The organism is Streptomyces sp. NPDC033136 (genome assembly GCF_055578235.1).
On the sequence record NZ_JBVIPD010000001.1, the window covers coordinates 578,040 to 601,943 of the forward strand.

Below are 23,904 nucleotides of genomic sequence, written 5' to 3' on the forward strand. Positions count from 1 at the left end.
CCTGGGTGGCAGGCTTGATGTGCGACGATGCGACACGCGGTACCGGGCAACACGGCAGGAGGAGGTGGGGCATGGTCGACAGGTTCAGGGACGGACTTCTGACTCCCACGGAAACAGCCTCCTACCTCGAGATTCCGCAGTCGACGCTCCATTCGTGGCTGAAGGGCAGGGCTGCCGGGGCGCCCCTGGTCCATCAGGTCGAGCCGCTGCGCAAGGGGCAGCCCTCGGTGCCCTTCATCGCGGTCGCCGAGGCTCATGTCCTCCGTTCCCTGCGCTCCCTTGGGCTCCGGATGAGCGAGATCAGGGAAGCCGCCGCCGCCGTACGGGACGCCTTCGCCACCCCGTACGGTCTCGTGTCGAAGCGGATCGCGACGGACGGCGTGGACATCTTCGCCGAGCACGGACTCGGCGATCTCCGCAGGGCCCGAGACGGCCAGGCGCCCATCCACGAGGTGGTTTCCGACTACCTCCGCTACCTGAACTGGGAAGCTGACGACGACTTTCCTTCCAGCCTCCGGCTCAGGCAGTATCCGGACTCCGTACCCGTCGTCATCGACCCGAGGTTCGGGCACGGGACGCCGGTCGTGGCCGCCAATCGGGTCGCGGTCAAGGCCATCACCGACCTCTGGGAGGCCGGGGAGAGCGTCGAGGACATCGCCTACGACTTCGACATGACGCCCGAGCAGGTCGAAGAGCTGTGCCGGGCAGTGGTGCGCCTTGCCGCCTGAGTTCTTCCTCGACCGCAATCTCGGACGTCGTGTCGCGGAGGGGCTGAGGGCGTGCGGCTGCAGTGAGCAGGGGCGGTCCCGCCGCCTACGCGGTACGACGCGACCGCATCGAGCGCACCTGGCCGCCCTGATCGATTCGGCGGACGATCCGGCTCCGGATCGTCCGCCGCGTTCGTCCCTGCGTCGCGGCGGGCGCCCGAAGGGCGACCACCCTCTCCGTCTGCTTGAGGACCAGGCCCACCGCATTCCGCTCCCTGGAGCTGCGCCCCGGCTCATCGCCGACGCCGGCCAGGCCACCTGGTGCGTCTAGAGAGCCGCCCTGAGCCGTTTCACGGCCTCCTCAAGCACGCCCGTCCGCTTGCAGAACGCGAACCGTACGAACGGGGCGCCCTGCTCGCGGTGGTCGTAGAAGACCGCGTTGGGGATGGCGACGACACCGGCGCGTTCCGGCAGGGCGCGGCAGAAGGCGAAGCCGTCCGTCTCGCCGAGGGGGCGGATGTCAGTGGTGACGAAGTACGTGCCCGAGGGGCGGAAGACCCGGAAGCCGGCCTCCTCCAGGCCCGCCGACAGCAGGTTCCGTTTGGCGAGCATGTCGGCACGGAAGGCGGTGAAGTACGACTCGGGCAGCGCCGGCGCCTCGGCGATCGCGTACTGGAACGGGCCTGCCGATACGTACGTCAGGTACTGCTTCGCCGAGCGCACCGCCGTCACCAGCTCCGGGGCCGCCGTGACCCAGCCGACACCTCGCTGGCCTGCCTATTCCTACGGCGTGCGACAGGCCCCGCTGCCAATCTCCGGCCGTACCGACGGGCTCGGTGACGCGGCACTGTCCGTCGTATCCTGACCACACACGGGAAGGAGCCGTCCATGAGCGTCGACGCGATCGTGCACACCGAGTTCCCCAAGGGGTACACGGTCCTGTTCGGGGCCGACGGAAAGGTGATCATGACCCCGCAGAGCGAAGAGCACTCCAGCACCATCAGGTCGATGCAGATCGACTCCGCTCTTGCCCTCGGCCGTCACGCGAAGGTCACCTCCGATGTCTACATCGACTTCCCCGCCGACGAGAACTCCGCCCCCGACCTCGCGATCCTGCGCGAAGACGCACGCAAGGAAGGCAAGCGCTACAGCTTCGAGGACGTCCTGCTGATCTCGGAGGTCGTCTCGACCTCTTCCGCACGCAAGGACTACGACGACTGCACCGCGAAGTACGGCCGCTACGGAATCCCGATCTACCTGGTCGTGGACCCCTACGCCCAAGAAGTCGTCCTTCACACCCAGCCGACGGCCACGGGTTACATCGCGGCCCACACCCACCCGTACGGCACCGGCAAGCTCCCCATCCCCCTGGCCGACGGCCGCACCTTCACGCTCGACCTCGACGAACTCCCGCGCCCGGATCCCGAGGCGGACGCCCGCTGACGAGGGACTCCCCGCCGGCCCAGGGCCCGTGCCGTCGGCACCGCCGTCGCCGGACGTGGTCGTTCCTGGTCGGGGAAGCCGGCTGGGATGGCCTGGTCTTTCGCCGATCGGGATCGGCCAGGGGGCGTGCCGTTCTGCGCCGTGAGTTTGTGCGACGAAGTCCGGTTCGCCGCACAGAGGTTCGAAGCCGCTTGCTGCGGGCGACAACCACCACGTACTCCCTGAGGTAGCGGGCCCGCTCGTCCTCGGCCGAGTTGCCGGCCCCGGTTCGGCGATAGCGTGGCACGGCAACGACTGCTGCAGACAGGTGGACGGGATTTCATGCGGATGCGGTTCGAACCCGAGGCCGAGGAGGAGTTCGAGGCGGCGCGGGGGCTGCTGGTCGACCGCCTGGTGCGGTGGGCCGGGGAGCAGGGGCTGCCGGTGGACGGGTACATGGCCGAGACGGTGCTGGACTACCGGCACCTGGCGACTGCCGACGGCCGACTGGGGCTGTGGGAGTCGCGTCATGTAGAGGAGCTACTGCTCTCCTGGCTTCCTCAGCAGGTCACCGAGCTTCCCGGGGAGGAACGCGTCGACGCCCCGGGCACACTGCGCACGCTACTGCGCTATCTGCACGCCGCGCAGTTGGCGGACCCGCGCGGCCCCTCACTCCAGGATTCCCTCGCCGTGGTCGACAAGGTCGCGGAACAGCATGTGGCGGCGATGACGGACCGCACTCGCTGGGGATTGGCGAAGTTCTGGGCGATGACGGCCGCGGAGCAGGGCGTGGACGTCCAGGATGGGGCGGCGTTTCAGCGCTTCGCGGACCTGGCGCGGCGCGGGGAGGCCGCCTACGATCAGCAGGCTCTCGCCGCGATCATGGAACGGCGGCTGACCGGCCGCGCGCTGCCTGGCGTGGCTCGGGCCGAGCCGCAACTGCCTGTGATGCTTCCCCCGGACGACGAACTGCGCCGACGGGCCGAGGCGTCGACGACCGTGGCGCAGTTGCGCGGACTCGCCGAATGGGCGGGGCAGGGCGGCCGTCCGGTGACGGCGACGGGACGACTGCGGATGGCGGAGGCCCGCGAGCTGGTGGACGTACTCGGCACGGGCGACAGGATTGAGGGGGTGCGCTCTTCGGCCGACCTGCCGCGGCTGGCACTGCTGATGGAGTGGGCGAAGAAGGCACGGCTGGTCCGGGTGGTCAAGGGGCGGTTGTACGCGGTGGCCAAGGCCCGGCCGGTGCTGGCCGACCCGCTCCAGCTGTGGCTGCGCGCCTTCGACGCGTGCTTCGAGCTGCGGCAGGCCCTGATCGGGGCCCGCAGCGGCTGGCACGTCGAGTCGATGCTCTTCGACGTCTACGAGCACATCCTGGACGACGTGCTGAACACGCTCTACAGCCTGCCGTACCCCATGCCCTGGCCGCGGCTGCGCGACACGGTACACCTGGCCTATCGGACCTCCCTCCAGCTCGACGCCGGGTCGGACCTTCAGCACCGGATGTGGTTCGAGCACGCCGACCGGGACCTGCGCGCGGTGCTCGACCTGCTGGACGACCTGGGCGCGATCGAGCGTGACCGTGGGATGGCCGATCCGGTGTTCCTCGACATCGACCTCTCCGATGCCGGTCCCGAGCTGCTCGCGGACATGCCGCCGGAGCTAGCGGAGCTGCTGGGCGTCCCGGGGGCGGCAACGGACCCGGTGGCGCGGGAGCGTGTCGTTGCCCGGCGAGAGGAGCTGACCGCCGGGCCGGTCGAGCTCATCCGTCTCACCGAGCTCGGTACCCGGGCCGTACGACAGCGGTTGCTGGCGGCCGGCAGGGACGCACCGTTGGTCGGTGAACTGGCCCAGGCGCCGGCGGCCGGCCTGCTCGGGGTGCTGGCCGAGGACTACGACCCGGACGCCGCCCGCACGGAGCTGGCCGGCTGGATCACGGCCCGCGGCGAGCGGGAAGGTGCCCTGCGGCAACTGACCGACGCCGTAAGGACCATGACCTTCCGCACGCGTGCGCAGGCGATGCTCGGCGTGCTGCCGGCGGCGTTGCCGGACGGTGAGGGCGAGCGGCTGCTGCGCACGCTGCGGCGAGACACACAGCTGGCGCCGCTGGCGCTGAACGCGCTGGCGCACCGTGAGTTGCTGTCCCCAGAGGACATGACCGATGCAGAGTCTCTGCTGGTGCTCGCCGAGAGCCTGCTTCAACTCGTGGAGTTGGCGGGCGGCGGGGACGGCGCCGAGGAGATGCTCCGCGCCCAGGGCTCCCAGGCCAGGGAAGCGGTTGCCGCCGCGTTGGACTCCGCGCACCCGGACCGGGCCGGACTCGACGAGCTCAGGCAGCTGGCGGCCCGAGCACTGGGTACCCACGGCGCCCGCACCCGGAAGGCTCGGCGCTCCTCAGGCAAGAGCGGCCGCAAGCGGCGCCGCTGACCGGGCAACACCGCCTGCCCCCAGGCGCCGGGTGCGCCGGCACTGGCACCGAGCCGGGCGGGGGGAAACCGATGGGTCCCGGCGTCGTACGCCCTCGGTGGCGCGTTACCGTCGTGGTCGTGGCTGAGGGATGGGACGAGGACGGGCTGCGGGCCCTGCGCGGCGCGATCCACGCGCAGGACGGCGTGGCGCTGCTTGCCGCGTTGCACCGTGGCCCCGTGCGCGAGGTGCTGCAACTGGCCGGCGATGGTGTGGCGGTGGCCGCGGCGCAGGGCCTGCCGGGGGCTGCGGAGATGGCGGCCGTGTTTCTCGGCGCGCTCCAGGAGCGCGGCTTCCGGGGCGATGAGGAGCTGGCGGACCGGTTGCGCGCGGCCACGGGAGACGCGGCGATCCCCCTCCTGCGCCCGCTCGCGGTCGATCTGGAGATGCTCGCCATGCTGCTGGAGGGCGACCCGACCGAGTCCGGTGGCCGGATCGATCTGTCCACCGGGGAGTGCCGGCCTGCGTTCACCGATGAGCTGGGGCCTGGCCCCGAGGCCGAGGAGGACGACGATCCCGAGCGATGGCTGTACGCGCCGGCTCTGGGGTCCCGGGCCGGTTACCGGGACATGGAGCTGTTCATCGAAGAGGTCGAGGACGCCGCCCTTGCCGACCGGCTGCGGATCGCCATCGGTGGGCGGGGCGCCTTCCGGCGCTTCAAGGACGTCCTCGCCGGTGACGAGCGCTCCTGGAGCCGGTACCACCGGTTCAGCGATGAGCGACAGCGCGGCCGGGCCCGTGCCTGGCTGGCCGAGGAGGGCTACTGCCCGCACATCACCTTCCGACGTGCTGACCGCAATGCGACGCTGAGGCCGACAGAGACTGTGCTTGATCCGGTCGACTCCGGTCAGCTCTCATAGTGGTAGCGGCATTGTGCGATCAGGACGCCGTCCTCGGTGGCTTTGTAGATCAGCCGGTGCTCGTCGTTGATGCGGCGCGACCAGTAGCCCTGGAACCCGTGCTTGAGGGGTTCCGGTTTGCCGATCCCCTCGTTGCCGTTCCGGGCGATGTCCGCGATGAGTGTGTTGATGCGCTTCAGGATCTTCCGGTCCTGAAGCTGCCACCACAGATAGTCCTCCCAGGCGCGGGAGGAGAAGGTGATCTTCAACTCGCGGCCCCTACTCGTCGGCCGCCAGCTCGCGTACGGTGCCGCCGCCGCTTTCCAGCTCGTCGATGGACGCGAGCAGGCGCCGCGCGTTGGCCGGGTTCCGCAGCAGGTACGCCGTCTCCTTCAGGGACTCGTAATCCTCAAGGGAAACTATGACGACCGGCTCGTGCCCGGCCCGGGTGATGACGACCTCTTCGCGGTCGTCGGTGACGGAGTTGAGCACCTCGGCGTACCGCGCGCGCGACTCGGAATAGGTCATGGTCTTCACGATCAACCCTCCTTGACGTACAAGAAACTGTACGTCGATGCCTGTGGTGTGGCAAGCGGCAGAATGGCGGCCGTCACCGCGCGGTTCCGGGCGCGAGAGTTCCGTAGCGGGACAGCAGGCAAAGGAGGGGAGGGGGACGTACTGCGGCGGTCAGTGTGCGAACGCCTTGCGGAGCCGTTCCGCCGCGTCCGTCAGCACCTCAGTACGTTTGCAGAAGGCGAACCGGACGAAGGGCGCGCCCTCCTCGTGGTGGTCGTAGAAGACCGCGTTCGGGATGGCGACGACGCCCGCGCGCTCCGGCAGGCTCCGGCAGAAGGTGACGCCGTCGGTCTCGCTGAGGGGCGGATGTCGGTGGTGATGAAATACGTGCCCGACGGGCGGAACACTCGGAACCCGGCCTCCTCCAGGCCCGCCGCCAGCAGGTTCCGCTTGAGCAGCATGTCGTCCCGGAAGGCCGTGAAGTACGACTCGGGCAGCGCCAGCGCCTCGGCGATCGCGTACTGGAACGGGCCCGCCGAGACGTACGTCAGGTACTGCTTCGCCGAGCGCACCGCCGTCACCAGCTCCGGGGCCGCCGTGCCCCAGCCGACTCCTCGTTCACGCGCCTATTGGTTTCCCGGCTTCGCGCCGGGCGGGGGCGATGATCCGGCGACCTCGTCGTCGGCGCAGCAGCAGCGTCCACACACCGGCGGAAGCGCTGTCCGATGCCGCTGAGCTGGGCGCCGGGGAAGCTGTGCACCGAGCGATGGACATCGTCTCGTCAGTGTCCCCCGCCGAGTGGCCGGAACGTCTTTTTCGGGAGGACAGAGGCCGCGAATGGCTGGGAGGAACTGTGCCGGGCGGCACTGTCGAACGCGCGAACCAGCGACATCGCCCGGTGCCGCGGACGCGGGCGGTGACGAGTGCGAACTCGCGGTGCGGGTCCGCTGTTCTGGACGGAGCAGGAGAGTCGGTCGAGCCGGCTCAGGCCGTCGCGCTGCGGCGCTGGTAGACGACTGCGCCGAGCCAGGCCGCGACGACGGTCGTTGCCGCGACGACCGTCACAGCCATGCCCCGGTCCGAGGCGCACCACGCCACCTGGTTGATCAGGGCGCCGGGAGTCAGCCCGCGCAGCGGCCGCCAGACCGACAGCAGCGGGTCGACCACGAGCAGCGTCACAAGACCCATCCCGATCGCGGCGCCGCCCGAGCGGGTCACGAGCGCGACCAGCGCGCCGAGAGCGCCCAGACAGCAGGAGGCCAGCGTGAGCCCCGCCCACTGCTCGACGAGCACGCCGAACGCCGCCGCCGATGCCCACGAGTCCAGGGAGGCGCCGCGCGAGAATGCCACCGCACCGCCGGCCGGCATCGAGAGCAGGAGGGCCAACGCGCCCACCAGGGCCGTGACCGCACTCAGGACCAGCAGTCTGGCGAAGTGGATGCGCCGGGCTGAAGGTCCCTGGAGCCGTGCCGCGCGGGCTGTGGCATGGGTGAGGTCGCGTCCGGCGGAAAGCGCGAACAGACAGTAGGCGACCATGGCGAGCTGTGGAGCGAGCAACCGGACCGCGGCGGACGCTCCCTCCGGCTTGGTCAGTGCCACGAGGTCCATCGGCATGCGCGCGGCGCCGTCCGCCATCGCCCCGGGCGCCGCTTGCTCCGGCACCAGCAGGGCGAGGGCGGTGACCGCGAGGATGGGCACCGTGACCGCGCCCAGCGCGGTCACGATGGGGGACGGCCTGGACAGGCGGGCCAGTTCGGCCGTGAACACTCCGGTCATGCGTCGACTCCCGGGCGGGGGGCGCCACCGATCGCCGCGGCGAACGCCTGGAAGAGATCTGCCTGCTGCTCGCTGACCTCGACGACGTCGATGTCGGCGGTGATCAGGGCGCGGTTGAGTTCCGCCGCCCTGCCGCGGTCCGCGGCCACCACGACGTGGTCGTCGTACGGGGCGGCCGTGAGACCAAGAGCCCGCGCGATACGTACGACCGCGGCGAGCATGGCCGGGTCGGCGGGGACGACCCGCAGACCGCTCCTGCTCTGTCCGAGCACCTGGGCACGGGGACTGTCGATACGGCAGGTGCCGCCGTCGATCAGTACGAAGTGGTCGCACACCGACTCCAGGTCGGCCAGGACATGGCTGGAGATCACCACAGTGTGGCCCGTCTCCGCCCGTTCCTTCACGAGGTTCAGCAGCCGGGCGGAGCTGAACGGGTCGAGGCCGTTGGTCGGTTCGTCGAGCACCAGCAGCTCGGGGTCCTTCAGCAGGGCGCCGGCGATACCGAGGCGCTGCTTCATACCGAGGGAGTAGCCGCGTACCTTGCGGCGGGCGGCATCCGTGAGCCCCACGGTCTCCAGGAGTTCGTCGAGACGGTGCTCGGGGGTGCCTGACAGGCGCGCCAGGACCCGCAGATTGGTGCGCCCGGTGAGCGCGGGGTCGACGGCCGGGCCGTCGATGAACGCCCCCACCTTGGGCAGATAGGCCGCAGGGTCGGACAGCGGGTGTCCGAGGATGCTGCCCTCGCCCCGGTGCGGCCGCAGCAGGCCGAGCATCACGCGCAGCGCGGTCGACTTTCCCGCCCCGTTGGGGCCGATCAAGCCGGTGATCTGGCCGCGTGGGATGCGCAGGCTCAACGAGTCGAGGACAGGGCGCCCGCTCAGTTCGACGCATACGCCGTCGAGTACGACAGCCGGTCCGCTCACAGCGCGACACCTCCGACAAGCGCGCCCACGGCGCCGATGACCGTGGTCAGGGCGGTGACGACGGCCGATCGGGCGAAGGTGAGCCCCAGCCCCTTGCGGCAGCCGATGAAGAACAGCACGGCGACCGCGGCCAGGAACGGGTCGGCCACGCCGATGACTCCGGCGTGCGCCGTGAGCCACTCGGGGCCGGCGGTGGCGATCACCAGCACGTAGCAGAGCTGACGCAGAATCAGCGGGAAACAGGCGTAGGCCCAGACGGCGAGCATCTTCCGATGCGCGGGCTTGGCGTCGCCTCCGATGCGTACGACCACGGCGAACATGGCGTAGTTGGCGGTCATGAGCGCCACCTGCACCACGCACAGCACCACTCCGGCCAGCACCGCGAGATAGCCGGCCGCGCCCGCCCGGTCGGCGAGCGCCGGATCCTCCAGGAGGGCGGACCGTATGCCGTCATGCACCAGAAAGGCGAAGACGACGGGCATGAGGGGCAGGGTGAACAGCAGGGCGCGCAGGGCACGTCGAGGTCCGCTGCCTTCGGCCACGGCCTGGAAGACGGCGCCGGGCGCGGCCAGCACCAGCCATGGGCGGGGTGCCGGCGGACCCGCCGCCGTGCCGTCCTCCGCCTCCGGGAGCCGGGGTGGGGACGCCATCGAGGTCGTCACGACGCCTCCGCCACGATCAGAGCCAGTCCACCGAGCATCCCCAGCAGGCCGCAGACACGCAGCAGCAGGCGGGGGCCGGGAGCGAGCATCCCGGAGGTGAGTACCGCTCCGGCCGCCAGCAGACCGAGGGCGGCGCCAGGCCCGTACAGGCCGGGCAGCAGGATCAGGGCGAACAGGGCCGCGGGTGGCGGCACTACGGCACCGGCCAGGGCGATACCGCGCCCGCGGCGGCTGGGGGCGGGGGTCTTCATGGGTGAATCTCCGTTAGGCGAAGGGTGGTCCGGGCGGCAGCGGAACGGCGGGGTGGTCAGGTGGCCGCTTCGAGGACTGCGGCGGGTATCAGGAGAACCGTCGCCGCCGCGAGGCGCAGCCCACTGTCGCGGGCCCACTGCCGCCGGGGTGGGAGCGCGCGACCTCGGACGGACGCCAGGGCGCGCGCGGCGCCGGACAGCCCGACCGCCGTGGCCAGGACGAACGCGCTGAGTTCCGGTACCAGATGGGGCATCAGGCTCAGCAACTCGACCAGATCGTGCCCGCTGCCCAGGTAGGCGCCGAGCGCGTACCCGTTGACGAACCATCCGACGCCTGCCATCAGCAGGGTCAGCAGTCCGAGCGAGAGCAGGCCCAGGGCGGCGGTCATCACGGCGAGGCTCGCGTTGTGCGCCCAGATGCTGAGCGCGCCACGCCCCCCGGCTCCCAGGTGCTCGGCCGTACCGAGGAGTCGGCCGGACTGCACACCCGCGAGCAGTGGCAGGACGACGACGGCCGCGGCCGCCGCCAGAGCCGTACGGGAGGTACGGGAGGTACGGGAGGAGGACACTGGAGCGTCCACCGCTTGGGCGGTCATTGAGAGGCCCCCTCTTCTCCCATCGCCAAGTCCCGGCGCAGCGAGGCAAGGGCGTCCGGGTCCTCGTACTGACCGACAAGTCGGCCCCGGTCCACCCGGAGGGCCCGGGTGGCGATGGTGGCCAGCGGTTCGAAAGCGTGGGTCGCGACCAGGACGGCTCCTCCGGTCGCGAGGTGGGCGCGCAGCGTCTCGCGCAGGATCCCGGTCGTCGCGGCGTCGAGGCCGTTGAACGGCTCGTCGAGCAGGAGGAGTTCGGGCCCGTGCAGCGTCGCCACCGCTAGGGCGAGGCGCTGGCGCTGGCCGAGAGACAGGGTACGTACGGGACGGTCGGCGACCTCGTCGAGGCGGAACCGCCGCAGTCGGTCGGCCGTTACTGGCGCCAACTGCCACAGGCGGGAGAGCAGTTCGATGTGTTCGACGGGGCTGAGGACGTCGTACAGCGGGGGCTTGTCGGCGACGAAGCCCACTCGGGACCGGGCGTCAGGTGATCCGGCCGGTGCTCCCGCTATCAGCGCCAGGCCCTCGTCGGGCTCGGTGAGACCTGCCGCGGTCCGCAGGATCGTCGACTTGCCCGCGCCGTTGCCTCCGCCGAGGGCCACACAGTCCCCCGGGGCGACGCTGAACGACACGCCGTCGAGAGCCGCGGTCCCTGTCTGCGGGTAGCTGACGCGGACCGATTCAAAGCTGAGCATGGGCATCCGTTTCGGGGCGGGCTGGGGCATCCGGTGCCCGGCGCGTCGCGGGTTCGGGCAGAGGCGGGTGGGCGGAGTGGGTGCCACGTGTGGCCCACCAGCGCGGCAGGGCCGCTCCGGCGGGGCGGGCGAGGACGAGGACGAGCAGGCAGCAGGCCACCGCCAGCGGCCAGGAGTCGGGTACGAGGTAGCCGAGACCTGCCGCGAGCGGGCCGCCGAGGCTCACCCACAGCGCGGTCGCCGTCATCGAGGCGGCGCGCACCTGTGGTTCGGGGTGAGGCAGCACGATCTCGGGGCGCAGGGGCGCCGGATGGTTCCCCGAGACGATCACCAGGACGGTGGCGTCGATGGCAGCGCTGCCGAGGACCACGGGGGCCAGCGCGGCGACCGCCGACGGTGGCAGAGCCAGGGCCGGCTGGGCCACGAGCAGCATGCCGACGCCGACAGCGGTGCCGACCAGGGTGCAGGCACCCGCTCGCACCGACCGCAGCCGGTCGAGCGCACCGGGGACGGTCCGCAGCAGCTGACCGGCCGGGCCCTCGGTGTCCATGCTGATCACCGGGGCGAGCACCTCGCCGAGCAGGCCCAGGACCGTACCGATGAGCGAGGCCACCAGCATGGTGACCAGAGCCTGGGCGAGCGGCCCCGAGCGGGCGGAGGGGCCGAGCACGGCCAGCGAGCCGACGCAGACGGCCAGGGCCGGCACGAAGACGGTGACTCCGGCCAGCAGCTCCCACACCTGGGGGCCGCGGCGCACCAGCACGCGGAGGTCCTTCGCTCGCAGCGCCGCGTCCGGAGCCGTCGGGAGCGGCCGGGTGACGCGCCAGGTGCCGGGGGTGGTCATGCGCTGCTGGACGGTGTGTGGATCGGTGCGGCGCATCGCGAACACCGCGAGCGCGCCTGCGGCACAGCCCATGGCGAGCAGGAGCAGCGCGGAGGCGACACCCGGAGTTCCCGCCCGGCGGGAGATCTCGGCCGCGAGCGCGCGGACCGGCTCCTCGGCGCCGCGTACGTCCCCGACGAGGGCGAGGGCGGCCGCAGCGAGCATCAGGTGCCGACAGCCGCCGAGCAGGGTGAGCAGCGGGGCGTTCCAGGCGGCGGGAGCCAGGAGGCCGAGTCGGAACAGGAGCACGGCGCAGGCGCGGGCGAGGAGGGCGACGCCGACCGCGCTCACGGTGCCCCACAGCAGCATGCGCGAGGCCGAGCCCAGCGGGAGTGCACCTGACAGTACGGCACCGGTGGTGACGCCGGCCCCGATGAGCAGGCCGCCACATGCCGCGTACAGGGCCGTCGGCAGGAGCAGCCGGACCACGGCGATGTGTACGCCGGATACCGGCAGTCCCCGCAGCAGCGCGGCATCCGGTACGAGCAGGGCGTCGCGCACGGATGTGACCGAGAACCCGGCCAGCGCGACCAGGACGACGAGCCCGGCCCAGGCGACATCGAGCGCGGGCCGGGAGCGTTCGACTCCCGCGAGCTGGCCGGCCCCGGCGCAGACCAGCGCGGCCAGGAGGAAACCAGCGGCCGCCGCAGCGGCCGCCGTTCCCCGTATTCGGGCAGGACCGGACGGCAGCCAGGGGAAGCGCGCGCACCACACACGGATGCGGCGCTGCCGATCCAGCCGCCACAGACTCCAGATGGTCATGTCCCCAGTCCTCTGCTGATCCGCCCGGTCAGTGTCGTGCTCTGTCTGCTACCAGCCGACCATGGCGCCGGTGGCGGCCTTCTTGCCGATGGTGGCGACGAAGGTGGCCCAGGTGGCGCGGATGGTCAGCGCGGCACCGCCGAGGCCCAGCGGCAGCAGGGCGACACTCAGCGCCATGGCCCACGGGCTGTTGACCGCGTCGACGATCTTCTTCGCGGCGTACGCGCTGACGCCGAACGTCGTGGTCAGGTCCGCCGAGAACGCCGTGGGCAGGGCCTCGGCGTGGGACGCGCCACCGGTGGCCAGCAGCGCCATCGACGCGACGGCCAGCAGTGCGGCGACCGAGAGCGCCATGAGGGCGCGCGGCAGCGTACGGATGTGAGACATGCTCATTCCCCTGTTCAAAGTGGTCGTTCCGGACCGGCGAATGGTTCCGGTCCGGCGAATGGGCAGGGTAGGCACCCGCAGCCCTGCCCAACCTCCGCCTGTGGAAGGTCTCGCCCCCGCCGAGCGGTGGCCCCTTCCCCCGCCGTTCGGCGGGGGTGGCATCGCCAGGAATGACTATTTCGCAGTTGCGCGGCCTTGTTATGTTGAGGTGACCGCAAGACACAGGGGGACCCACGTGATCCGGGTGTTGATCGTCGACGACGAGGTGCTGCTGCGCTCCGGTTTGCAACGGATCCTGGACGCCGAGCCGGACATCACGGTGCCGGTGACCTGCGACGGCCCGGAGGCGGTCGAGATGGTCATGCGGCACCGCCCGGATGTGGTGCTGCTCGACGTGCGAATGCCACGCAGGGACGGGCTGAGCGTGCTCACCGAACTGCGTGCCCGTCTCCGTCCTCCTGTGGTGGCCATGCTGACGACATTCTCCGGCGACGGGGAGATAGCGGCAGCTCTTCGTGCGGGCGCGGCAGGCTTCCTGTTGAAGGACACCGCACCACAGGGGCTGGCCCACGCGGTCCGCACGCTCTTCTCGGGCGGAACGGTCCTGTCACCCGCCGTGGCCTCCAACGTGGTTGGCGGCTACCTCAGCGGTCGGCAGTTCGACCCCCGCATGGACAAGCTCACCGAGCGCGAACGAGAGGTGCTGTCGCTCCTCGGGGACGGCCTGTCCAACGCGGAGATCGGCCACGAGCTGCTGATGAGTCCGGCCACCGCCAAGGACCACGTCAGCTCCATCTACACCAAGCTCGGTCTGTCCAACCGTGTCCAGGCGGCGGTACTCGCGCACCAGAACGCGCACACCGCCCCCAGGCCATGAGGGTCTCTCCCCGCCTCGAAGCCGCCATCGTCCTGGTCCCGTCGGCGGCCGAGCTGCTGACCATCTGCCGCGTCGCCACCCCGCTGGAACTCGCCTGGCACACAGCGTCCGTGGCGGTACTGCTACTCCGCCACCGCCTGCCGGTGGCCGTGCTCGCGGCGACGCTGCCCGCGGCCCTCACCGGCTACCTGCTGATCGCCCCGATGGCCGCCCTCTACCAGGTGGCGAAGGACATCCGCCCTTTGCGGACCGTGGTGTGCTGCGCTGTGCTGGTCTTCCTGGCGGGTCTCTGGCCGTGGTGGCCGACCCAGGACGGCGAGTGGACGTACGAGGAAGTCCTGTTCGGCGTGCTCTCGGCCGCGATGCTGAGCGCCGGCCCGACCGCGGTCGGCCGGCTCGCGCGAGCCCGTGCCCAGCAGTGCGAGCAGATCGCGGAGCTGGCGCGTGCCCGGGACCGGGAGCGGGAGCTGCTTTCCGAAATGGCCGCCGCCGAGGAACGGGCACGCCTGGCGCGGGAGATGCACGACATCGTCTCCCACCAGATCAGCCTGATCGCGGTCCAGGCAGGGGCACTTGAGGCGACGGCGAAGGACAGAGACAGCCAAGAAGGCGCGATGACGATCCGGAGGCTGAGTACCGCCACCCTGGAGGAACTGCGGCACCTGGTCGGGGCACTCCGCTCGCCACGCGGGACACCTGGCCTCGTGGACCTGCCGGCCTTGGTCGAATCAAGCGGCCTGCCAGTTCGTTTCGATGCGGTGGACGCCTCGTCCCTCTCGTGGACCGGGGCGGTGGAGCACACGGCATACCGTACCGTGCAGGAAGCCCTGACCAATGTACGAAAGCACGCTCCGAACGCCGAGGTGACGGTCGCCGTGAGCACCGCGCCGGGAACCGCGTCCGCGCTCGTCGTCGAGATACGCAACAGCCCTTCCGCCGGCGCGAACCCCTGTGAGCCACTCCCCACAGGTGGCCACGGACTGTCCGGACTGCGAGAGCGTGCCGAGCTGCTCGGAGGGGAGCTGGAGGCAGGGCAGACGGAGGACGGAGGTTTTCGTGTACTGGCAATCCTGCCCGACTCGATCTCGTCGAACCGTTGAGTCCTTCCTATGCAGCCCGTCCCACGGTGAGGCCGACCCAGTATTCGTTCTCGTAGTCGGTCGGGCCGGCCTCACGAAGAGGGATGAACTCAGCCGGCGAGGCGTCGCAGGCGACCGGCTGCCTCGTGGAGAACGTCGTCTTTCTTGCAGAAGGCGAAGCGGACAAAGGGTGCGCCCTGCTCGCGGTGGTCGTAGAAGACCGCGTTGGGGATCGCGACGACACCGGCCCGCTCGGGCAGCGCCCGGCAGAAGGCGAAACCGTCGCTCTCACCGAGGGGGCGGATGTCGGTGGTGATGAAGTAAGTGCCGGCCGGGCGGAAGACCGTGAAGCCCGCCCGCTCCAGGCCGCCCGCGAGCAGGTCCCGCTTGGCCAGCATGTCCGCGCGGAACCCCTCGAAGTAGCTGTCCGGCAGCGCGAGGGCCTCGGCGACGGCGTACTGGAACGGTCCGGACGCCACATACGTCAGGTACTGCTTCGCCGAGCGCACGGCGGTCACGAGCGCGGGCGCGGCCGTCACCCAGCCGACCTTCCACCCGGTGAACGAGTACGTCTTGCCGCTGCTGGAGATGGTGACCGTACGCTCGCGCATCCCCGGGAACGTCGCCAGCGGCACGTGCTCGGCGTCGTCGAAGACCAGGTGCTCGTACACCTCGTCCGTCACCACCAGCAGGTCCCGCTCCACCGCCAGCTCGGCGATCGCGGCCAGCTCCTCGCGGGTGAGGACCGTGCCGGTCGGGTTGTGCGGGGTGTTGATCAGCAGCAGGCGGGTGCGGTCGGTGACGGCGTCGCGCAGTTCGTCCAGGTCCAGGCGGAAGCTGCCCTCGTGCGGGCGGAGCGTCACCGGCACCCGGCGTCCGCCCGCCATCGCGATGCACGCCGCGTACGAGTCGTAGTACGGCTCGAGGGCGACCACCTCGTCGCCTGGCTCCAGCAGGGCCAGCAGGGCGGCGGCGATGGCCTCCGTGGCCCCGGCGGTGACCAGGACCTCCGTGTCGGGGTCGTAGGACAGGCCGTAGCGCCGCTGCTGGTGGGCCGCGATCGCGGTGCGCAGCTCGGGGACGCCGGGGCCCGGCGGGTACTGGTTGCCGCGCCCGTCCCGCAGCGCCCGCACGGCCGCCTCCCTGATCTCCTCGGGGCCGTCGGTGTCGGGGAAGCCCTGCCCGAGGTTGATGGCGCCGGTGCTCAGGGCCAGGGCGGACATCTCGGCGAAGATCGTCGTCCCGAACTCGGCGAGCCGGCGGTTGAGGAGGGGGCGCGCGCTGGAGGTCATGCCGGCCATCCTGCGCCGAAGCTCTGGAGTTCCTCAACTCTGCTTTGGGCCGCGCAGGGGGCGGGCATCTCCCGGTCACGCAAGAGCGAGGCGCCCACGGGGGGCCGCTTCGGGGGAACGGAAGGAGGGTGACGCCATGATCTTCGGCATCATCCTGGCGGTGACTGGAATCCTCTTCGTCGGGGCGCTGGTGTCCCTCGCACGCAGGGGCGGTTCCGGCCGTCCCGCGCGGACGACGCGTCGCGGGGCGGGGGTGTCCACGGCTTCGCACCACGACAGCGGGAGCAGCTGGTGGGCCGGCGGGGGAGACTCCGGCTCGTCCGGCGGCGACGGACACCACGGGGGGCACTCCTGCGGCGGCAGCTCGTCCGGTGGAGGCGGGTCGTCCTGCGGCGGGGGTGGTGGCGGTGGCTGCGGCGGCGGTAGCAGCTGACTGACGTCGGCCGCTCTCCCGACGGGGAAGCCGTAACCGCCGAGCGCGGGGTCCGCACCATGGAGGCGGGCCCCGCGCTCTTGTGATGCCGTTGGTGAATCCGGCGGACGGCGGACTGCCGACAAGTGGTGCGAGAGTCTCAGCGACACGCCGTGCACGCGGTGTGTCGCTGAGACCGTGCGGACACTTGGCTCCCGCCGTGCGGCATGCGCCGACAGCGTCTCTCGTTCCCGCCTCCCCGGGATTTCACCGGGCCACCGGCTCACCGGCGAAGGACCCGTCGAACCTCTGTCGGGTGGCCTTCCGGTGGCATCCGGTGGCATCAGGCGGATTCGGGCGACTTCTCACGCCTGCGGGGCGATGTCCCGTGGGAGGGGGCCGCGTCCCCGCGTGCCTCCGGCAACTGCGCCTGGCAGAAGGCCACTTCGGGAGCCGACTGGGAAGCCGACGGGGCCCGTTCGTGCCGGTTTCCGGCGCGCGCCACGGCGCACCGGCGCACGCCTCCCCGGCAACGGCGCACGCCGTAGTTGAACAGTTGAGCCGTGGGGCCCTCTGAGGGATGGAAACCCCACGAACTTGGGTAAAAACGCTGTTGCGGCGCCACAGTTCATGATTCCCTCTCAATCACCAACGCAGCCCCTCGGACGTCCCGCGGACACCTTCCTGAAACCGGCCGACCGGGCTGACCCGGGCCGAAGTCCCCCGGTGCGACCGGAGCGCAGCGGACCCATCTCCCTCTCCTTGTGTGCTTGCGGAGCCGATCCATGCTCACGACGCTGAACACCCCCTATACCGACACGCGCGCGGCCGATCTCGCCTGGGCCCTGGGACGCGAGCCGCTTCCCGCGCTGGCCACGCTCGACCTCGAACTGACAGGCATCAAAGTGCAGTTGCGCCTTCTCGGTGCGTCCCACCAGGTCCTGCTGGAGGAGGACCGGGGCATCTGCTCGGAGACGGTGGCGTGCATTCCGGGCAGCAGCACCCCGCTTCCGCTCGGCGTCGCCGAGCGGGTGGGCGACTGGGAGTACGAGTTCGCGGCCCGGGTCGAGGTCCTCACGCCCGGCTCCTTCGCGGGCCGCGCCCAGGAGTTGCTGGCCCTGGTCTCCGACCACCCGCACGGCCTCGCGGGTGTCTTCCCCGGCAGCCCGCACGCCTTCACGGCCCTGCTCGCCCAGCGGCAGCAGGGGCAGGTGCACTGGCGGACCTGGCACGCGTACCCGCAGGACGGGCAGTTGGTGGCGACCCGCACGAAGGTGGGGATGCGGGCGCCGGCGGCGGTGTCCGCCCACTGGCCGCCGTCGAGCGCTGCCCGGCCGGCCGAACCGCATGCGGTCAACCGGATCCCGTACCGATCCTCCACCGCCTCCGCAGACCAGCACCACACGTGTGGGTGACGAAGCGTGGTCGGGGCGTGACGTAACGTCGCAGCGTGATCGAGCCGCACGCGCCCGCCCCGCCCGGTCCCCCGCCGCCCCGGAGCGCCCCGGGCGTCCCCGGCGGCCCGGCGCGACTGCCCGTCAGGCCCGGCACCGGACGGTTCCTCGTCCTCACGGGCGTGTTCGTCTGCGCGGCCTGCGGACTCGTGTACGAACTGGAACTCGTCGCGCTGGCCTCGTACTTGATGGGCGACTCCGTCACCCAGGCGTCCGTCGTGCTGTCCGTCATGGTCTTCGCGATGGGCATCGGCTCCCTCGCCGCGAAGCGGCTGCGCGGGCTCGCCGCGGCCGGATTCGGCGCCGTCGAGGCCGTGCTCGCGCTCGTCGGCGGGTGCAGTGCGATGGCCCTGTACGCCGTGTTCGCCTGGACCGGTGACTGGGGCGGGATGTGGGCCGAGGGGCCGCGCTGCGTGCTGGTCGCCTTCTCCCTCGTGACCGGGCTGCTCATCGGGGCCGAGGTCCCGCTGCTGATGGAGCTGATCCAGCGGATCCGCCGCCAGGACGCGGGCGGCGCGGTGGCCGACCTGTTCGCCGCGGACTACGTCGGCGCGCTCGTCGGCGGCCTCGCCTTCCCCTTCCTCCTGCTGCCGCTCCTCGGTCAGTTGACCGGCGCGCTGATCACCGGCGCGGTCAACGCGGTCGTCGGCTGTGCGCTGGTGCTCGGGCTGTTCCGGCGGGACCTGAGCCGGCGGGCCAGATGGCTGCTGCTGCTCGTCAACGCCGTCGTCCTCGGGATCCTCGCCTCGGCCACCGCCCTCGTCGACGACTTCGAACGGGCCGCACGGCAGGCGGTGTACGGCGGGGACGTCCGCGTGGCGCTGCGGAGCGGGGTGCAGGAAGTGGTCCTCACCGGGGGCACGCCGGGCCGGCCCCTGGACCTGTACCTCGACGGGCGGCTGCGGGTCAGCGGGCGGGACGAACGGCGCTACCACGAGGCCCTGGTCCACCCCGCCATGACGGGGCCGCACACGCGCGTGCTGATCCTCGGCGGCGGGGACGGCCTGGCGGCCCGGGAGGTGCTGCGGCACCGGGGAGTCGACCGGGTGGACGTCGTCGAACTCGACGCGGAGGTGGTCCGGCTGGCCCGCACCGACCCGGGGCTGTCCGCGCTGAACCAGCACGCGTTCGGCGACCCGCGCCTGCACGTGACCATCCAGGACGCCTTCAACTGGCTGCGTGGAGCGCCCCCCGCCACGTACGACGTCGTCGTCTCCGACCTGCCGGACCCGGGCATCACGGCCAGTACGAAGCTGTACTCGCAGGAGTTCTACGGCCTCGCGCGGCGCGTCCTGGCGCCCGGCGGCCGGCTCGTGGTGCACGCCGGGCCGGTCGCTTCCGGCGCGCGGGTGTACTGGACGGTGGAGGCGACGCTGCGCGCGGCGGGCTTGAGCACCGCCCCGTACGGCACGGGCGGCCGCGACGCCGGTCACGCCGCCGGCCCAGACAGCGCCCCCGGCGACCGCACCGACGCGCCCCGGGACTGGGGGTTCGTCCTGGCCGGCCGCACTCCACCGCGGCTGCGGCTCGACCCGTACGGTCCGCGGCCGACGGCCCTGACGGAGGCGTCACTGGAGGCGGGGGCGCGGATGGTGCGGAAGACACGGGCGGCCGGGGAGTTGCCGGCGTCGACGCTGGTGCATCCGCGCTACTGAGAGAACAGGGGCCTGGCAGGCGGGCCCGGAGGGTACGCCTGGTGGGGGTGGATCGGGGGTGAATCCCTCAGGCGGGGGTGCGATGCGGGCTGTCCTGGGTAGAGTCCGTCGACATGGAGCACGAGGTGTTCGTTCCGGTTCCGGCCGAGCGGCTCAGGGAGGTGCTGGACGACCCCGCGAGGGTCGCCCGGGCGGTTCCCGGGCTCCAGCAGGACGCGGGCGCCGAGCCCGTCACCGGGCGGCTGAAGATCCGGGTAGGCAATCACTCCGTCACCTATCGCGGTGCCGTACGGCTGTCCCGTCGGGACGACGGGTCGTACGCGGCCGAGGGCGCGGCCGAGGAGGCGCGCGGCAGCGGCGCGGTCAGGCTCGCGCTGCGGATCGCCCTGCGGGAGGCGGAGGAGGGCTGCACCGTGGTGTTCGACGGCACGGCCGCCGCGGACGGACGGATCAAGGACCTCCCGGCGGACGCGGTGGAAGGTGCCGTCACCCGGCTGCTGAACCGTTTCGCGGAGCACCTGGCCGAGGCGGCCGACGCGTCCGGGGGCGAGGAGCGGGACGGGGGTTCCGGTGCAGCGGGGGAAACCCCGGCGGCTGGTGCGGAGGAGCGGGCCCAGGGTTCCGGCGCCGCGGGCAAGGCCGCTGCGTCCGGCCCGGCGCGGCAGGAGGGCGCGGCGGCCGGTGCCGGGGAGAAGGCCGAGGGCTCTTCCCACGGGCCTGATGAGGAGACCCCGGCTCCCGCGGCCGGCGACGACACTTCCGAGCCCGGTCTCACCGAGGAGCCCCGGACCGTCTTCGGCGCCGAAGTCCCGGCCGCCTCACCCGAACCCCCGGCCGAGGTCCCGCCCTCCTCACCCAAACCCCCGGAGGAGGACGACGAGGAGGACATCGCCGAGGCGGCACACGCGCGGCGGACCATGATCGGGCGCAGCGCCGAGGAGGTGGATCACGCCCCGCCGCGCGGCCGGTACGCCCCCGTGCCCGCACCGCAGACCGTGACACCCGCGGGCCCCCTGCGCTGGGCGGCCCCGGCCGCGGCCCTGGCCGTGGCCTCGGCCGTCGTCGCGGTCCGGGCCCTGCGCAGACGCCGCTGAGGCGCGACCGGCCGCCCGTACCCGCCGTGGTCCGCGGTGTCCGCCGCGGGCGACCCGTGAGCCTCCCTTGATCACCCCAGTAGGGTCGTCCCCGTGAGTGACGAAGAGATCACGCTGACCGCGGGTGACGCGGAGGCGACCGTGCAGCCGGGGAACGGCGGCCGGGTCGGAGGGCTGCGGATCGGCGGCGTGGAGCTGCTGCGGCAGGGCGAGCGGTTCGGCTGCTTCCCGATGGTGCCGTGGTGCGGACGGATCCGGGACGGCCGGTTCCTCGACGGCGCCGCCGTGCGGCAGATGCCCCTCAACGCCCCGCCCCACGCCATCCACGGCACCGCCCGCGACGGCGCCTGGCGCACCGCCCGCACGAGCACGGACGAGGCCGTCCTCACCTACGAGCTCGTCGACCCCTGGCCCCACCCGGCCCGTGTCACCCAGGTCGTCGCCCTCAGCGAGGACACCCTGACCCTGACCATGTCCGTGGAGACGTACGAGTCGTCCTTCCCGGCCCAGATCGGCTGGCACCCCTGGTTCAACCGGAACCTCGGCGGCGAGAACGTACGCCTCGGCTTCGCCCCCGCCTGGCAGGAGGAACGCGGCGACGACCACCTGCCCACCGGCAACCGCCTCGACCCGAAGCCCGGCCCCTGGGACGACTGCTTCGGCATGCCCGGCGGCGTCGATGTGACCCTGACCTGGCCCGGGCAGCTGGAGCTGAAGGTGGCCAGCCGCCAGGAGTGGGTGGTCGTCTACGACGAGCAGGAGGCGGCCGTGTGCGTGGAGCCGCAGACCGGGCCGCCCAACGGGCTCAACACCCTGCCGCGCCTGGTCACGCCCCTGGAGCCGCTGGAGGCCACCACCACCTGGAGCTGGCGCCGCCTCTAAGCTGGGCGCCATGACGGACACACGCGGCGCGCTGCTGCAGCAGATCAAGGACAAGGCCGTGGTGCACGGCAAGGTGACCCTGTCGTCGGGTCTCGAGGCCGACTACTACGTCGACCTCCGCCGCGTCACCCTCGACGGCGAGGCCGCGCCGCTGGTCGGGCAGGTGCTGCTGGACCTGACCGCGGGGCTGGAGTTCGACGCGGTCGGCGGTCTGACCATGGGCGCCGACCCGGTCGCCGCCGCCATGCTGCACGCGGCCGCCGCGCGCGGGAAGCGCCTGGACGCGTTCGTCGTGCGCAAGGCCGCCAAGGCGCACGGGCTGCAGCGGCGCGTCGAGGGCCCGGACATCGCCGGCCGCCGCGTGCTGGTCGTCGAGGACACCTCCACCACCGGCGGCTCCCCGCTCACCGCCGTCGAGGCCGTGCGCGAGGCCGGGGCCGAGGTCGTCGCCGTCGCGACCATCGTCGACCGGGCGACCGGCGCCGCCGAGAAGATCCAGGAGGGGGCCGGGGTGCCGTACCTCTTCGCCTTCTCGAAGGACGAGCTGGGCCTCGACTGACCGGGACCTGACCAGGGCGTGGACGGTGGCCTGGACCTTCCGGCCAAGTCTGGAAAGATGGGGCCGACGATGACGTCGCACCCCAAGGTCTAGGTCAGGGCCGTAGACAAGCAGTACGTCAACCCGCAGATACAAGGAGCGGACGCATGCCCATCGCAACTCCCGAGGTCTACAACGAGATGCTGGACCGGGCGAAGGCAGGAAAGTTCGCCTACCCGGCCATCAACGTGACCTCCACCCAGACCCTGCACGCGGCCCTGCGCGGTTTCGCCGAGGCCGAGAGCGACGGCATCGTCCAGATCTCCACGGGTGGCGCCGAGTTCCTCGGCGGCCAGTACAGCAAGGACATGGTGACCGGCGCGGTCGCCCTGGCCGAGTTCGCGCACATCGTCGCCGAGAAGTACCCGGTGAACATCGCGCTGCACACCGACCACTGCCCGAAGGACAAGCTCGACGGCTACGTACGTCCGCTGCTGGCACTGTCCCAGAAGCGCGTCGAGGCCGGCCTGAACCCGCTGTTCCAGTCGCACATGTGGGACGGCTCCGCCGAGACCCTCGCCGACAACCTCTCCATCGCGCAGGAGCTGCTGGAGCAGGCCCGCGCCGCGAAGATCATCCTCGAGGTGGAGATCACCCCGACCGGTGGCGAGGAGGACGGCGTCACCCACGAGATCAACGACTCCCTCTACACGACGGTCGACGACGCGATCCGCACCGCCGAGGCCCTGGGCCTGGGCGAGAAGGGCCGCTACCTGCTCGCCGCGTCCTTCGGCAACGTGCACGGCGTGTACAAGCCGGGCAACGTCGTCCTGCGTCCCGAGCTGCTGAAGGAGCTGAACGAGGGTGTCGCCGCCAAGTTCGGCAAGACTGCTTCTCCTGGCCCCTTCGACTTCGTCTTCCACGGCGGCTCCGGCTCCACGGAGGAGGAGATCCGCACCGCTCTGGAGAACGGCGTCGTGAAGATGAACATCGACACGGACACGCAGTACGCCTTCACGCGCCCGGTCGCGGACCACATGTTCCGCAACTACGACGGTGTCCTGAAGGTCGACGGCGAGGTCGGCAACAAGAAGACCTACGACCCGCGCACCTGGGGCAAGCTGGCCGAGGCCTCCATGTCCGCGCGCGTCGTCGAGGCCTGCGGCAACCTGCGGTCCTCGGGCACGAAGATCAAGTAGCCCTCCCGTCGGGGAGCTCCCGGTGAGCCCGGTACCTCAAGGGGTACCGGGCTCTTTCCGTGCCCTTCCACGTGGTCTACGCGGCGCGCTGGGCGAACTGCCGGGCGCGGCGGCGGCGTGCGGGGGCGAAGGCGTCGACGGTGCCCGCGCCCTCGTTGCCGGGGCCCGACATCCAGCCGTGGATCATACGGGCCACACGCAGCCGTGCCGGCGCCGAGAGCGGCACCGGCCAGGAGGAGACTGCGCCGGTCAAACTCGTGTCTCACGCTTCTTCTTCCTTCCGATGACCGCTGCCGCGACGGCCCCCGCGACACAGCCGAGGAGCAGTACGACGACAGCGACGAGAGTGGGATTGACGAGGGCGGGGACCAGGTCGTGCTCGGCGTTGCACTTGTTGTGCAGCGGGAACCAGCTCGACGGCTCGCGCCAGTGCTCGGACCGGTAGGCGTCGTCGTAGCGGTAGCCGCGCTCCGCGCAGGTCTCCGCGACGTCGAGACCGCCGGAGAAGATCCCGACGAACCAGGTGACGAAGCCGACGGC

Annotated in this window: 24 protein-coding genes and 2 pseudogenes; 12 read left to right on the forward strand and 14 right to left on the reverse strand. The window is 71.7% G+C overall.

Going from position 1 to position 23,904, the window contains the following annotated elements:
* The first annotated feature begins 71 nt into the window (after positions 1 to 71).
* Entirely contained in the window at positions 72 to 728 is a 657-nt protein-coding gene (locus ACZ5TL_RS02665) for a DUF433 domain-containing protein (RefSeq protein ID WP_468586861.1), read from the forward strand.
* A gap of 306 nt (positions 729 to 1,034) precedes the next feature.
* On the opposite strand, the pseudogene ACZ5TL_RS02670 reads toward ACZ5TL_RS02665, so the two are convergent.
* Positions 1,035 to 1,469 (reverse strand): annotated as a pseudogene (locus tag ACZ5TL_RS02670) (aminotransferase class I/II-fold pyridoxal phosphate-dependent enzyme); the annotation flags it as partial.
* Positions 1,470 to 1,595: 126 nt separating this feature from the next.
* On the opposite strand from ACZ5TL_RS02670, the gene ACZ5TL_RS02675 reads away from it, so the two are divergent.
* From ACZ5TL_RS02675 to ACZ5TL_RS02685, 3 genes are all read left to right on the forward strand, one after another.
* Entirely contained in the window at positions 1,596 to 2,150 is a 555-nt protein-coding gene (locus ACZ5TL_RS02675; protein ID WP_468586863.1) for a Uma2 family endonuclease, read from the forward strand.
* 321 nt (positions 2,151 to 2,471) lie between these two features.
* Positions 2,472 to 4,556 (forward strand): hypothetical protein, encoded by a 2,085-nt coding sequence (locus ACZ5TL_RS02680; protein ID WP_468586865.1) that lies wholly within the window; start codon positions 2,472 to 2,474, stop codon positions 4,554 to 4,556.
* A gap of 119 nt (positions 4,557 to 4,675) precedes the next feature.
* Positions 4,676 to 5,455 (forward strand): UPF0158 family protein, encoded by a 780-nt coding sequence (locus ACZ5TL_RS02685; protein ID WP_468586867.1) that lies wholly within the window; start codon positions 4,676 to 4,678, stop codon positions 5,453 to 5,455.
* On the opposite strand, the gene ACZ5TL_RS02690 is transcribed toward ACZ5TL_RS02685, so the two are convergent.
* The 11 genes and pseudogenes from ACZ5TL_RS02690 to ACZ5TL_RS02740 form a co-directional block, all read right to left on the reverse strand.
* Positions 5,443 to 5,703: a Txe/YoeB family addiction module toxin gene (locus ACZ5TL_RS02690; protein ID WP_067029017.1), complete on the reverse strand. Its 261-nt coding sequence runs from the start codon at positions 5,701 to 5,703 to the stop codon at positions 5,443 to 5,445. The two genes, ACZ5TL_RS02685 and ACZ5TL_RS02690, sit on opposite strands and share 13 nt — an antisense overlap.
* A gap of 10 nt (positions 5,704 to 5,713) precedes the next feature.
* A complete protein-coding gene (locus tag ACZ5TL_RS02695; RefSeq protein ID WP_468586869.1) occupies positions 5,714 to 5,971 on the reverse strand; it encodes a type II toxin-antitoxin system Phd/YefM family antitoxin in 258 nt (85 codons plus the stop codon).
* Between the two features lie 150 nt (positions 5,972 to 6,121).
* A pseudogene (locus ACZ5TL_RS02700) lies at positions 6,122 to 6,561 on the reverse strand (aminotransferase class I/II-fold pyridoxal phosphate-dependent enzyme); the annotation flags it as partial.
* 373 nt (positions 6,562 to 6,934) lie between these two features.
* Positions 6,935 to 7,726: a hypothetical protein gene (locus ACZ5TL_RS02705; protein ID WP_468586871.1), complete on the reverse strand. Its 792-nt coding sequence runs from the start codon at positions 7,724 to 7,726 to the stop codon at positions 6,935 to 6,937.
* The gene (locus tag ACZ5TL_RS02710; protein ID WP_468586873.1) at positions 7,723 to 8,649 is read right to left on the reverse strand and encodes an ABC transporter ATP-binding protein; all 927 of its coding nucleotides are present in this window, start codon (positions 8,647 to 8,649) and stop codon (positions 7,723 to 7,725) included. The genes ACZ5TL_RS02705 and ACZ5TL_RS02710 overlap by 4 nt, the downstream gene beginning before the upstream one ends.
* Positions 8,646 to 9,311, reverse strand: a complete 666-nt coding sequence (locus ACZ5TL_RS02715) for a YIP1 family protein (protein WP_468586875.1) — start codon at positions 9,309 to 9,311, stop codon at positions 8,646 to 8,648. Before ACZ5TL_RS02715 ends, ACZ5TL_RS02710 begins: the two co-directional genes overlap by 4 nt.
* Positions 9,308 to 9,562: a hypothetical protein gene (locus tag ACZ5TL_RS02720; RefSeq protein ID WP_468586877.1), complete on the reverse strand. Its 255-nt coding sequence runs from the start codon at positions 9,560 to 9,562 to the stop codon at positions 9,308 to 9,310. Before ACZ5TL_RS02720 ends, ACZ5TL_RS02715 begins: the two co-directional genes overlap by 4 nt.
* A 56-nt stretch (positions 9,563 to 9,618) precedes the next feature.
* Entirely contained in the window at positions 9,619 to 10,158 is a 540-nt protein-coding gene (locus tag ACZ5TL_RS02725; RefSeq protein ID WP_468586879.1) for a stage II sporulation protein M, read from the reverse strand.
* Positions 10,155 to 10,850, reverse strand: a complete 696-nt coding sequence (locus ACZ5TL_RS02730; protein WP_468586881.1) for an ABC transporter ATP-binding protein — start codon at positions 10,848 to 10,850, stop codon at positions 10,155 to 10,157. Before ACZ5TL_RS02730 ends, ACZ5TL_RS02725 begins: the two co-directional genes overlap by 4 nt.
* Positions 10,837 to 12,495, reverse strand: a complete 1,659-nt coding sequence (locus ACZ5TL_RS02735) for a hypothetical protein (RefSeq protein ID WP_468586883.1) — start codon at positions 12,493 to 12,495, stop codon at positions 10,837 to 10,839. The genes ACZ5TL_RS02730 and ACZ5TL_RS02735 overlap by 14 nt, the downstream gene beginning before the upstream one ends.
* 48 nt (positions 12,496 to 12,543) lie before the next feature.
* The gene (locus ACZ5TL_RS02740; RefSeq protein WP_468586885.1) at positions 12,544 to 12,882 is read right to left on the reverse strand and encodes a hypothetical protein; all 339 of its coding nucleotides are present in this window, start codon (positions 12,880 to 12,882) and stop codon (positions 12,544 to 12,546) included.
* A 235-nt stretch (positions 12,883 to 13,117) separates the two neighbouring features.
* On the opposite strand from ACZ5TL_RS02740, the gene ACZ5TL_RS02745 reads away from it, so the two are divergent.
* Positions 13,118 to 13,759, forward strand: a complete 642-nt coding sequence (locus ACZ5TL_RS02745; RefSeq protein WP_468586887.1) for a response regulator transcription factor — start codon at positions 13,118 to 13,120, stop codon at positions 13,757 to 13,759.
* Positions 13,756 to 14,859, forward strand: coding sequence for a sensor histidine kinase (locus tag ACZ5TL_RS02750; RefSeq protein WP_468586889.1), 1,104 nt, complete (start codon positions 13,756 to 13,758; stop codon positions 14,857 to 14,859). The genes ACZ5TL_RS02745 and ACZ5TL_RS02750 overlap by 4 nt, the downstream gene beginning before the upstream one ends.
* A gap of 89 nt (positions 14,860 to 14,948) precedes the next feature.
* On the opposite strand, the gene ACZ5TL_RS02755 is transcribed toward ACZ5TL_RS02750, so the two are convergent.
* A complete protein-coding gene (locus ACZ5TL_RS02755; protein WP_468586891.1) occupies positions 14,949 to 16,139 on the reverse strand; it encodes a pyridoxal phosphate-dependent aminotransferase in 1,191 nt (396 codons plus the stop codon).
* A 1,188-nt stretch (positions 16,140 to 17,327) separates the two neighbouring features.
* Between ACZ5TL_RS02755 and ACZ5TL_RS02760 the strand changes: the two genes are divergently transcribed.
* From ACZ5TL_RS02760 to fbaA, 6 genes are all read left to right on the forward strand, one after another.
* Positions 17,328 to 17,957, forward strand: a complete 630-nt coding sequence (locus ACZ5TL_RS02760; protein WP_468586893.1) for a DUF2617 family protein — start codon at positions 17,328 to 17,330, stop codon at positions 17,955 to 17,957.
* Positions 17,958 to 17,992: 35 nt separating this feature from the next.
* On the forward strand, positions 17,993 to 19,651 hold the full coding sequence (locus tag ACZ5TL_RS02765) for a polyamine aminopropyltransferase (RefSeq protein WP_468586895.1): 1,659 nt from the start codon (positions 17,993 to 17,995) through the stop codon (positions 19,649 to 19,651).
* Positions 19,652 to 19,764: 113 nt separating this feature from the next.
* Positions 19,765 to 20,745: an SRPBCC domain-containing protein gene (locus ACZ5TL_RS02770; RefSeq protein ID WP_468586897.1), complete on the forward strand. Its 981-nt coding sequence runs from the start codon at positions 19,765 to 19,767 to the stop codon at positions 20,743 to 20,745.
* Between the two features lie 93 nt (positions 20,746 to 20,838).
* Positions 20,839 to 21,627, forward strand: coding sequence for an aldose epimerase family protein (locus tag ACZ5TL_RS02775; RefSeq protein ID WP_468586899.1), 789 nt, complete (start codon positions 20,839 to 20,841; stop codon positions 21,625 to 21,627).
* Between the two features lie 10 nt (positions 21,628 to 21,637).
* Positions 21,638 to 22,186 carry an orotate phosphoribosyltransferase gene (pyrE, locus tag ACZ5TL_RS02780; protein WP_468586901.1) on the forward strand — a complete coding sequence of 183 codons (549 nt, stop codon included), beginning with the start codon at positions 21,638 to 21,640 and terminating at the stop codon, positions 22,184 to 22,186.
* 146 nt (positions 22,187 to 22,332) lie between these two features.
* Complete coding sequence (gene fbaA / locus ACZ5TL_RS02785) at positions 22,333 to 23,364, forward strand: class II fructose-bisphosphate aldolase (protein ID WP_468586903.1); 1,032 nt, start codon at positions 22,333 to 22,335, stop codon at positions 23,362 to 23,364.
* A 76-nt stretch (positions 23,365 to 23,440) separates the two neighbouring features.
* Here the strand turns inward: fbaA and ACZ5TL_RS02790 are convergent, their stop codons facing one another.
* Entirely contained in the window at positions 23,441 to 23,617 is a 177-nt protein-coding gene (locus ACZ5TL_RS02790) for a hypothetical protein (protein ID WP_468586905.1), read from the reverse strand.
* Positions 23,618 to 23,904 lie beyond the last annotated feature (287 nt).

What these genes read in the sequence shown, in the direction of transcription:
- ACZ5TL_RS02665 (WP_468586861.1), top strand. Translation starts at nt 72, where the DNA reads ATGGTCGACAGGTTCAGGGACGGACTTCTGACTCCCACGGAAACAGCC.
- ACZ5TL_RS02675 (WP_468586863.1), top strand. Translation starts at nt 1,596, where the DNA reads ATGAGCGTCGACGCGATCGTGCACACCGAGTTCCCCAAGGGGTACACG.
- ACZ5TL_RS02680 (WP_468586865.1), top strand. Translation starts at nt 2,472, where the DNA reads ATGCGGATGCGGTTCGAACCCGAGGCCGAGGAGGAGTTCGAGGCGGCG.
- ACZ5TL_RS02705 (WP_468586871.1), bottom strand. Translation starts at nt 7,726, where the DNA reads ATGACCGGAGTGTTCACGGCCGAACTGGCCCGCCTGTCCAGGCCGTCC.
- ACZ5TL_RS02720 (WP_468586877.1), bottom strand. Translation starts at nt 9,562, where the DNA reads ATGAAGACCCCCGCCCCCAGCCGCCGCGGGCGCGGTATCGCCCTGGCC.
- ACZ5TL_RS02725 (WP_468586879.1), bottom strand. Translation starts at nt 10,158, where the DNA reads ATGACCGCCCAAGCGGTGGACGCTCCAGTGTCCTCCTCCCGTACCTCC.
- ACZ5TL_RS02730 (WP_468586881.1), bottom strand. Translation starts at nt 10,850, where the DNA reads ATGCTCAGCTTTGAATCGGTCCGCGTCAGCTACCCGCAGACAGGGACC.
- ACZ5TL_RS02735 (WP_468586883.1), bottom strand. Translation starts at nt 12,495, where the DNA reads ATGACCATCTGGAGTCTGTGGCGGCTGGATCGGCAGCGCCGCATCCGT.
- ACZ5TL_RS02740 (WP_468586885.1), bottom strand. Translation starts at nt 12,882, where the DNA reads ATGTCTCACATCCGTACGCTGCCGCGCGCCCTCATGGCGCTCTCGGTC.
- ACZ5TL_RS02750 (WP_468586889.1), top strand. Translation starts at nt 13,756, where the DNA reads ATGAGGGTCTCTCCCCGCCTCGAAGCCGCCATCGTCCTGGTCCCGTCG.
- ACZ5TL_RS02755 (WP_468586891.1), bottom strand. Translation starts at nt 16,139, where the DNA reads ATGGCCGGCATGACCTCCAGCGCGCGCCCCCTCCTCAACCGCCGGCTC.
- ACZ5TL_RS02760 (WP_468586893.1), top strand. Translation starts at nt 17,328, where the DNA reads ATGCTCACGACGCTGAACACCCCCTATACCGACACGCGCGCGGCCGAT.
- ACZ5TL_RS02770 (WP_468586897.1), top strand. Translation starts at nt 19,765, where the DNA reads ATGGAGCACGAGGTGTTCGTTCCGGTTCCGGCCGAGCGGCTCAGGGAG.
- pyrE (WP_468586901.1), top strand. Translation starts at nt 21,638, where the DNA reads ATGACGGACACACGCGGCGCGCTGCTGCAGCAGATCAAGGACAAGGCC.
- fbaA (WP_468586903.1), top strand. Translation starts at nt 22,333, where the DNA reads ATGCCCATCGCAACTCCCGAGGTCTACAACGAGATGCTGGACCGGGCG.